The 8,895-nt window shown below is 43.3% G+C and carries 11 protein-coding genes and 1 pseudogene; 11 read left to right on the top strand and 1 reads right to left on the bottom strand.

Annotated elements, in window-relative coordinates; all coding sequences use genetic code 11:
* Positions 1-485 precede the first annotated feature (485 nt).
* The 11 genes and pseudogenes from VZ94_RS29330 (at position 486) to VZ94_RS14990 (ending at position 7,460) form a co-directional block, all read left to right on the top strand.
* The gene (locus tag VZ94_RS29330; RefSeq protein WP_239649977.1) at positions 486-1,166 is read left to right on the top strand and encodes a hypothetical protein; all 681 of its coding nucleotides are present in this window, start codon (positions 486-488) and stop codon (positions 1,164-1,166) included.
* Positions 1,167-1,170: 4 nt separating this feature from the next.
* Positions 1,171-1,572: a hypothetical protein gene (locus tag VZ94_RS29325; protein ID WP_239649976.1), complete on the top strand. Its 402-nt coding sequence runs from the start codon at positions 1,171-1,173 to the stop codon at positions 1,570-1,572.
* Positions 1,553-1,729 carry a hypothetical protein gene (locus VZ94_RS29320; protein ID WP_239649975.1) on the top strand — a complete coding sequence of 59 codons (177 nt, stop codon included), beginning with the start codon at positions 1,553-1,555 and terminating at the stop codon, positions 1,727-1,729. Before VZ94_RS29325 ends, VZ94_RS29320 begins: the two co-directional genes overlap by 20 nt.
* Positions 1,730-1,762: 33 nt before the next feature.
* Complete coding sequence (locus VZ94_RS29315; RefSeq protein WP_239649974.1) at positions 1,763-2,017, top strand: PH domain-containing protein; 255 nt, start codon at positions 1,763-1,765, stop codon at positions 2,015-2,017.
* On the top strand, positions 1,947-2,384 hold the full coding sequence (locus VZ94_RS15010; protein ID WP_239649973.1) for a PH domain-containing protein: 438 nt from the start codon (positions 1,947-1,949) through the stop codon (positions 2,382-2,384). The genes VZ94_RS29315 and VZ94_RS15010 overlap by 71 nt, the downstream gene beginning before the upstream one ends.
* A 12-nt stretch (positions 2,385-2,396) precedes the next feature.
* A complete protein-coding gene (locus VZ94_RS15005; protein ID WP_045779853.1) occupies positions 2,397-2,966 on the top strand; it encodes an NUDIX domain-containing protein in 570 nt (189 codons plus the stop codon).
* A 147-nt stretch (positions 2,967-3,113) separates the two neighbouring features.
* Complete coding sequence (locus tag VZ94_RS15000) at positions 3,114-4,142, top strand: efflux RND transporter periplasmic adaptor subunit (RefSeq protein WP_052700597.1); 1,029 nt, start codon at positions 3,114-3,116, stop codon at positions 4,140-4,142.
* Positions 4,139-4,441 (top strand): ATP-binding cassette domain-containing protein, encoded by a 303-nt coding sequence (locus VZ94_RS29310; protein WP_109867701.1) that lies wholly within the window; start codon positions 4,139-4,141, stop codon positions 4,439-4,441. The genes VZ94_RS15000 and VZ94_RS29310 overlap by 4 nt, the downstream gene beginning before the upstream one ends.
* Positions 4,442-4,475: 34 nt before the next feature.
* A pseudogene (locus VZ94_RS29305) lies at positions 4,476-4,610 on the top strand (macrolide ABC transporter ATP-binding protein); the annotation flags it as partial.
* A 21-nt stretch (positions 4,611-4,631) separates the two neighbouring features.
* Positions 4,632-6,086, top strand: a complete 1,455-nt coding sequence (locus VZ94_RS29300; RefSeq protein ID WP_338040435.1) for an ABC transporter permease — start codon at positions 4,632-4,634, stop codon at positions 6,084-6,086.
* Between the two features lie 3 nt (positions 6,087-6,089).
* A complete protein-coding gene (locus VZ94_RS14990) occupies positions 6,090-7,460 on the top strand; it encodes an efflux transporter outer membrane subunit (protein ID WP_109867699.1) in 1,371 nt (456 codons plus the stop codon).
* Between the two features lie 91 nt (positions 7,461-7,551).
* Here the strand turns inward: VZ94_RS14990 and VZ94_RS14985 are convergent.
* On the bottom strand, positions 7,552-8,895 hold a 1,344-nt coding region (locus tag VZ94_RS14985; RefSeq protein WP_045779851.1), incomplete at its 5' end, for a helicase-related protein.

Below are 8,895 nucleotides of genomic sequence, written 5' to 3'. Positions count from 1 at the left end.
TTCAATCTGAGCCATGATCAAACTCTTCAGTTTAATTCATTGCCATTGCTGACTTCTATTCATTTCTTGGCTAATTTCATGCACACTAGGCACTTTACTCTTAGCCTCTTAAGCAACTCGCTTAAGCAAACACGCCTATTATTTCGATCCCGTTTGTTAAAGAGCGTCCAGACCTTTTCGCCTAGCTGAGCCAAAGCATTCTACAGAACCCTTTCCTCTTTGTCAACTTCCTTTTTCATTCCCGCTTCCCTTTCCTTCTCCCCACCAGCACCTCTCAGCGCTGAAGAGCTGTGCATTATTATACCCTTGCGAGATGATGTCAATTTTTTTATTACTAATTTTTTCCCGTAAGGATTATTTAATCTGTTTATATATTATTTTTCAATATATTAAGATTATTCTTTTATACTTACTTTTAAAAAATTTTGCGCTAGCAAAGCTTAGATAAAATTTATAATAAACCTTAATTACTATTATCAGAACTCATGAAATTAACTCACTATTTGCTCAACTCTTTAATTATTTGCATAGGACTTACTGGATGCTCAAGCTTGGGTAAAGGCGTTGCTGAAGCCGTTCTTGAAAAGCAACAAGAGGCCGATACGCGGGTATGCGAAATTTGGGGCAAGCCTTTTGTTGGTTTATCGCCTTATTTAAATAATCAAAACGGCAAGCTTAAAGTCTTAATGGTTCATGGTGTTGGCAACCATATTCCAGGCTATGCCACTGAATTTTCAGAAAAACTTGCTAAGGAGCTAGATTTACCTGCTACCGCTAGCCACTATAAGACGATTTACCTCACCGACCGCTTTAACCAAAATAAAAATCTCGGCAGCCTTAGAATTAGTCGTTTACTAAGTAAAGACCAACAAAAGGAATTACTTTTTTATGAGTTAACCTGGTCAGCGATTACCGCTAAACAAAAAGAAGTTCTTGCTTACGATAATTCTGGCGAATACTCATTCAGACGAGCTGAAGTTAATGATTTACTGAAGAAATTTTCTAATGATACCGGCCCAGACCCTATTATTTATCTAGGTGACAGCCGAGAAGATATTTTAGTCTCGTTTGCCCAAGCGTTTTGTTGGATGACCAAAAGCAATTGGGCACAACTACCCAGCGATGTTACTGAAGCCTGCTCTTTTAACGAGGATTCAAAAAGTTGATAATTTGCTTAATGACCACTATGCATTCGTATCACATAGTTTAGGCAGCCGTATTACGATTGATGGTATGCAAAGAATCGCATCGTTTATCAACAATCGAGATGCTGATTTCAGAAACACGTTTAAATTAAAAGAAATTCCTGTTTATATGCTGTCGAATCAATTACCGATGCTGCAATTAGGCCGCAAACTACCCGATATTAGCAATCAACAAGCTAATTATTGCCAACCTACCGGTACTAAATACGATGAGCGTATTCTCACCAAAATGCCTGTTATTGCTTTTAGCGACCCTAATGACTTACTCAGCTATGCAATCCCCCAAGGGTTTGCCGAGAAATATTTAGACTCAAGACTTTGCATTAATGTCACGAATATTAATATCAATGTCGCTAAAAATATTTGACGCCTTTGGATTAGGACGACTAGCCAATCCCTTAGAAGCTCATGTAAATTACGACAAAGACGATAGAGTCATCGCTTTAATTGCACATGGATTAAACAACCTGAGTCAGCCTAAAATCATCAAAGATCGCTGTCATTGGGTTGAAACAATAGACTAACCCTGTCACTTACCACCACTACACGAGGTTATTATGTTTAAAAATCTATCATCAGAACTGCTAGGCACTAGCGATATTGGTAAAATCATTAGCGATAAAGATTTTGATAAAACCGAAAGCGATGATTTAATTTTTCGGGAAGACCATGAAAAAATCTGTTTATTGATTAAATCTAAAACCGACGAATACTGTTTCACCAATCTTGCATTAATTCATCTTGACGGCGCGAGCGCGATTAGCAAGAAAAAAACTGCTAAAACGCTACCCTTACAAGCATTACATCATTAGCGATGTCTTATTAGAAACTGCCGGTACCGTCGATTTAGATGCTGAAATCAAATTCAAAATGGGCGCTATTGATTTTTCAATCGATATTGATAAAACTCAATTTACCGCCTTACTCGGTCTTTACAAAGCCTTATTCGTTATCGCTGAAAAATATAAATCCATACAAACAGAGCTTGATGTCTTAGATAAAACTCAAGCGACTATTCACCACATGTTCTCACTGCGCCAACTTAGCGAACAAGCTATTCTGAACTTACCCGACATTATTAATCAGACCTCTAAACAAGTAGAAGACTATTATCTACAACGCAAAAACGAAATTAGACAGTACGATTTTGAACCTATTTTTAAAAAATATATCGGTTAAGCGTCTCACATCATGACTACACGCGGCCCTTGGCAAATCCTATCTGAGCATAAAGTCCATGAATCGCCGTGGATACGCATAGACCATTACGATGTTATTACGCCAGCAGGTACTAACGGCACTTATACCACGGTGGATTTTAAAAATTGGGCCATAGGCATTATTCCTATTGATGATGAGGGCTATACCTATATTGTGGGTCAGTACCGCTTCCCGTTACAAGACTATAGCTGGGAAATTCCCGAAGGTGGTGGCGCTAAAAACACAACATTACTTGCTTCTGCGCAACGTGAGTTATTGGAAGAAACTGGGATTCGCGCAAAACACTGGAAAATGATTTATGAATTTCACACCAGCAATTCTGTCACCAATGAGCGCGCCTTTATCTTTTTAGCCACAGACTTAGAATTTGGCCTAGCGCAACCCGAAGAAACCGAGCAACTTAGCCTTAGGCGCATCCCGTTTCAAGAACTAGTGACTATGGTGTACAACAATGAAATCAAAGACAGTTTAACCGTTATCGCTGTTTTGGTCGCTGATAACATCATGCGTCAACGAACTTTATCAACCTTATCGACTTAATGAAGCCACCTACCCGTTTATGGCTTACTGCCATTGTACTCTCGACGCTAGGCCTAGGGACTTTTAGCTGGTTTAACCTTCATTCGAACAACCCGGCAACACCTGAATCTACGATAACGATTACCCTAGGCGATATTGAAGAAAAACGTGACTGCGCAAGGGAAATTAGAAGCCAAAGAATTCGTCGATATTGGCGCGCAAGTCACCGGGCAATTGCAAAAAATCTATGTGACGATTGGTGATAATGTCAGTGAGGGGCAATTATTAGCGCAAATTGACCCACGTATTTATGAAGCCAGAGTTCGCGCCAACGAAGCGAATATAAAAAATTTACAAGCCCAATTAGCCGGACAACAAGCACAAACGGTTTTTGCCCGACAGCAGTTTGATCGTAATCAAGCATTACTCGCAAACAAAGGCGTTAGCCTTCAAGATTACCAAAGCGCTGACTATAACCTAAAGAAATCACTTGCCACCGAAGCCGCTATAAAAGCGCAAATCGAACAAGTACAATCGACGCTACAAGGCGATATGACCAATTTAAGTTATACCAAAATCTTTGCGCCGATTGCCAGCACGGTCGTTGATCAAAAAGCGCGCGAAGGCCAAACGCTAAATGCTAACCAACAAACACCGACTATTTTACAATTGGCCAAACTGGACGTCATGACCGTGCGCGCACAAGTCGCTGAGGCCGATGTCATGCGCTTAAAACCAGGTATGCAAATCTACTTTATGACGCTAGGCTCTGGCGAACGACGCTGGCAAGCGAGCATACGGCAGATTTTACCCACACCAGAAATCATCAATAATGTTGTGTTATACAATGTATTAGCCGATGTGGATAACCACGACCGGCAATTAATGACGGGCATGAGCGCGCAAATGTTTTTTATCTTAGGACGCGCAGAACACGTCCCGCTAATACCTTTATCAGCTTTAGGCAGCCGTGCCCCTGAACACGATGACGCCAATGGCCTAGCGTATAAAGTCAAAACCCAACAGCAACAGCGCATTCAAGAAAAAATTATTCATATCGGCCTGAAAAATCGCCGTTATGCCGAAATTCGTTCTGGCTTAGAAGTAGGTAACCGCGTGTTACCTAGCCATCGAGAAGATACCACTAATAAAAATGGCCAAAATCGTTATCCAGGCGCCGGAACACCACGATTATGACCTCTACCGACAAACAACCGTTATTAGCGTTAAGCCACATTACACGCTGCTACCCAAATGGCGAATCAACGGTATTGGCATTAAATGACTTGTCGCTAACGATTTGGCCTGGCGAATTTGTCGCCATAGTCGGTCAATCAGGCTCTGGCAAATCTACGTTAATGAATTTAATCGGCTGTTTAGACAGAGCAGATAATGGCACTTACCATGTTTTAGGCAAAAGCGTTGCTGATTTAAGCAGCAATCAACTTGCAGCCTTAAGACGAGAAACCTTTTGGCTTCGTTTTCCAACGCTATAACCTATTAAACACAGCGACAGCGGCAGCTAATGTTGAAGTTCCCGCGCTATACGCAGGTATTGCCAAATTAGAACGACAGCAACGAGCACTAGAATTATTGCAAAAACTGGGATTAGCCGAACGTAGTGAGCATAAACCCATGCAATTGTCAGGCGGTCAACAACAACGGGTAGCCATCGCTAGAGCCTTAATGAACAATCCTCCCGTCATACTCGCAGATGAGCCTACTGGCGCACTCGATAGTCATAGCGGCGAAGAAGTGATTAAATTATTAAACGACTTACACCAAGAAGGTCGTACCATCATACTCATCACGCATGACTATAAAGTCGCCGCACACGCTCAGCGCGTTATCGAATTAAAAGACGGTCAAATCGTCAGCGACAGTGGTGAAAATCCTAATCATCCGTTACGCTTCACCCCACACCACCATCATATCAACACGGCCGGGATAATCGCCGAACTCGTCGAGGCGGGTAAAACCGCGCTCACGTCGCTGAAAGCCAATATCTTCCGAACGGCACTTACCTTACTCGGCATTATTATCGGTGTAGGCGCTGTCGTCGCGATGCTAGCCGTTGGCCAAGGCAGCCAAGAGAAAGTATTACAAGAAATGCAAGCGATGGGGACTAATATTTTATCGATACGCCCAGGCGCACCGGGTCTGCGTAGCAGCACCGATGTGGCCACCCTTATTCCAAGCGATGCGGATGCCATTGCCGAAGTCGAAAATGTCTTATGGGCCTCGCCAGAGCGTAGCACTAAAATGACGGTGCGCTACGGTAATATTGATTATTCTACCAGTATTCAAGCCGTTGCCCCGAGTATGCCTGATGTGCGCAACTGGTCAGTTGCCACTGGCGATTTCTTTGATGACGATGACGCCAAAAGTTATGCTCCAGTAGCTGTCCTGGGAGAAACCGTTAAACAAATTCTTTATCCTGATGGTGAAGACCCCATAGGAAAGTATTTAATGATTCGCAACATCCCTTTTGAAGTGATTGGTATCATGTCCACCAAAGGAGCCGATGCTATGGGCACAGATAGAGATGACAGTGTGTTTGTACCCTTAAGCACCGGTCTAATACGTTTATTCGGTCAAAATTTCTTAGGCGGTATTACCGTCAAAGTCGACGATCTCAGTCAAATCGACGCAACCCAGCAAGCCATTACCGAATTGCTACTTACACGCCACCAAACTGAAGATTTTAGAATACGCAATATGGCGGCGATTATCGCTAGTGCTACTGAAACCCAAAACACCTTCACGACCATGCTAGGCATCGTCGCCGCGATTTCGCTACTCGTTGGAGGTATCGGGGTTATGAATATCATGTTAGTCAGCGTCACCGAACGTACTCGTGAAATCGGTATTCGCATCGCAGTCGGTGCGAGAAGACGCGACATATTATTACAATTCAATACCGAAGCCGCCGTTGTCTGTATTTTAGGCGGTGTTATCGGCTTACTGATTGGTTTTTTAGCAGGTTTTATTATGAGCTGGTTCGACATGCCAATTCATTTTTCCGCACTACCCGCCCTACTCGCATTTTCTTGCGCAGTTGGCGTAGGTCTTATTTTCGGCTATTTACCAGCTCGTAAAGCCGCTTATTTAGACCCTATCATCGCATTGGCGTCTGAATAGTCCGTGTTTATCTTGAAAAAACCAACGGTATTATTGATTGCATTCACGTTAAGTGCTTGTAATTTAGCGCAAAAACACTCATCGCCTAGTATTGCTCTACCTACACACTGGCAAAACTTAACGGACGAAACAAACACCAAGCTCAATGCTGATTGGTGGCAAGCATTTGGCAGCACAGAGCTAAACACATTAATTCGCACAGCCTTGCGTAACAACTACGACTTATCAGCGGCACAGCAACGCATTCAGCAAGCAAAGGCACAAAGCCAAATAGCCGCAGCGCCATTACTACCCGCTGTATCGGCAACAGGCAGCATCACCGACACGCGTTATGATGACGACAATGGACAAAAAAAAGGCGGGCTTATCGATGTTGCTTACGAAGTCGATTTATGGGGTGCTAATCGTGCCGCTAGAGACAAAGGCTTAGCCAATCTAAACAACGAGCAATTTTCTCGCGCTGCCTTATCGCTGAGCATCATGGCGCAAGTTGCGCAAAATTACTTCACGGTATTAGCCCTTATCGAGCAGCAACGTATCATCAAAAACTTTATTGAAAACTTAAATGAAACGCTAATCATCGCTCAGGCGCGTTTACGGGCAGGTGCCATCAATCAAATCGAAGTGGCACAACAAGAAAGCGAATTAGCCAATGCTAAAGCCAGCTTAGAATTACTCAAACAACAACGCATAACTACTGAAAATGCATTAGCAATTTTACTCGCTAAATCACCGCAACTCATTATTCAACAACCCGATGCTTACGCTACGCTTGCAATACCCGACCCTAAAGCAGAGCAACCAGCTAGCTTGCTCGAACGCCGACCCGATATACGCGCCAGCGAAATGGCGATTATTGCCGCCGAAACCGACGTTACGCGCGCCAAAGCTGCGTTTTATCCCAGCTTAAAGTTGAGCCTAGAGCCTTTATTTACTTCAGCACCTCCGGCAAGTTTCGTCATGACAATGGCGGCATCACTCGCCCAACCCTTATTTCAAGGCGGTAGGCTAGAAGGTCAACTTAGCCAAAGCCAAGCCATTACCTTAGAACTGATTGAAAATTACAAACAAAACCTAATCACAGCATTGCGGGAAGTCGAAGATGCCGCAGCCACTAAAAGACATAGCCAAGCACGACTGGCTAACCTAAATGATGCAGTAGACGCAGCAGCGCGTGCTTATGAATTATCTGACCAACGCTACCGCGTAGGCTTGATTGATTATCAAACCTTGCTCAACACACAACGCAGTTGGTTAACCAGTGAAAACAATCGAGTACAAGCGAAATTAACCGTACTAACGGCATTAGTTCAGTTATATAAAGCGCTAGGTGGGGGATGGGAAGGCGAGATTACTGAATCGTCTAAACATTAGCAAGCAAAAGCATAGCTTTTTAATCTCACCAACCCTACAGAAATGACAACTTAGAGGCCGGTAAAACCGCATTCACCGGCTTGAACAGACATTAACTTTCTTTACTTCTACGTCTACTAGTACCTGCACCGGCTTTTGCTTTGCTTTTTTCTGGCTTTTTGCCGCTTTCGCTTCGCATAGCACCCGATTCAACCCGCGAAATATTCATAGGCTGGCCTGCAACGCGGACTTTGCGTAAATCTTGAATCAAATCTTTAGGCATACCCGCCGGTAATTCGACCGTACTGTAGTTTTCCTCAATTTTAATACGCGCAATCAATTTACCATCGATACCGGCTTCGTTAGCGATAGCACCGACAATATTTCCAGGTTTAACACCATGCGCATGGCCTACTTCAATGCGGAACAGCTCCATACCAATATCGGCATATTCACGTTTTGAACTACGTTCGCGTCGCGGACGCTCTTCGCGCTCTCTGCCGTTATCTTCGTATTTACCTTCTTTCGCTTTTTTAGGCGGGTTTTGCATTAATAACGGCGTGTCGCCTTGTACTAACTTAGCTAAAGCCGCAGCAATTTCTAAAGCAGAAACATTATGCTCACGTTGATATTGCTCGATTAACTGGCTAAAAAAACTTAACTCTTCTGCTGCCAGCGTATCGGTAATATTTTGCATAAATCGAGCAATACGCTTGTTGTTAATCACTTCCGTAGAAGGCAAGCCCATTTCTTCGATTTTTTGCTTAGTCGCTTTTTCGATATTCGACAGCAACTTTCTTTCTCTAGGCGCAATAAATAATATCGCATCACCGGTTCTACCTGCTCTACCGGTACGCCCTATTCTATGCACGTAAGATTCTGTGTCGTAAGGAATGTCGTAGTTGACAACATGAGTAATTCTATCGACATCTAAGCCTCTAGCGGCAACATCGGTAGCGATTAAAATATCAAGCTTGCCATTTTTTAAATGGTTGATAGAGCGCTCACGCAAGGTTTGCGACATATCACCATTAATCGCCGCTGCCGAATAACCTCTGGCTTCCAATTTTTCTGCTAATTCTATCGTTGCCGTTTTAGTTCTGACAAAGATTATCATGCCATCAAAGGTTTCAACTTCAAGAATTCGCGTTAGCGCATCTAGCTTATGAACGCCGCTGACAACCCAAAAACGCTGACGAATATTTTCCGCCGAAGCATTCGTGACCTTTATCGTCACTTGCTCAGGTTCGTGCAAATAATCTTGGGCAATTTTACGAATAGCCGTGGGCATAGTCGCAGAAAACAGCGCAATTTGTCGGTCTTCTGGCGTTTGTTCCAAAATCCATTCGACATCATCAATAAAGCCCATGCGTAACATTTCATCGGCTTCATCTAACACTAACGTGGTTAATCCATCCAGATTTAGCGTACCTTTGCGCATGTGATCCATCACGCG

Origin of the sequence: Methylocucumis oryzae, assembly GCF_000963695.1 — a bacterium.
Lineage (GTDB): Bacteria > Pseudomonadota > Gammaproteobacteria > Methylococcales > Methylomonadaceae > Methylovulum > Methylovulum oryzae.
Note: the sequence above shows the minus strand (reverse complement) of the source record. Positions and strands in the feature narration are given on the sequence as shown.

Bases quoted from the DNA above. Each gene is read 5' to 3' on its own strand.
- VZ94_RS15005 (WP_045779853.1), top strand. From the start codon at position 2,397: ATGACTACACGCGGCCCTTGGCAAATCCTATCTGAGCATAAAGTCCAT.
- VZ94_RS29310 (WP_109867701.1), top strand. From the start codon at position 4,139: ATGACCTCTACCGACAAACAACCGTTATTAGCGTTAAGCCACATTACA.
- VZ94_RS29330 (WP_239649977.1), top strand. From the start codon at position 486: ATGAAATTAACTCACTATTTGCTCAACTCTTTAATTATTTGCATAGGA.
- VZ94_RS29300 (WP_338040435.1), top strand. From the start codon at position 4,632: ATGAACAATCCTCCCGTCATACTCGCAGATGAGCCTACTGGCGCACTC.
- VZ94_RS29315 (WP_239649974.1), top strand. From the start codon at position 1,763: ATGTTTAAAAATCTATCATCAGAACTGCTAGGCACTAGCGATATTGGT.
- VZ94_RS29320 (WP_239649975.1), top strand. From the start codon at position 1,553: ATGTCGCTAAAAATATTTGACGCCTTTGGATTAGGACGACTAGCCAAT.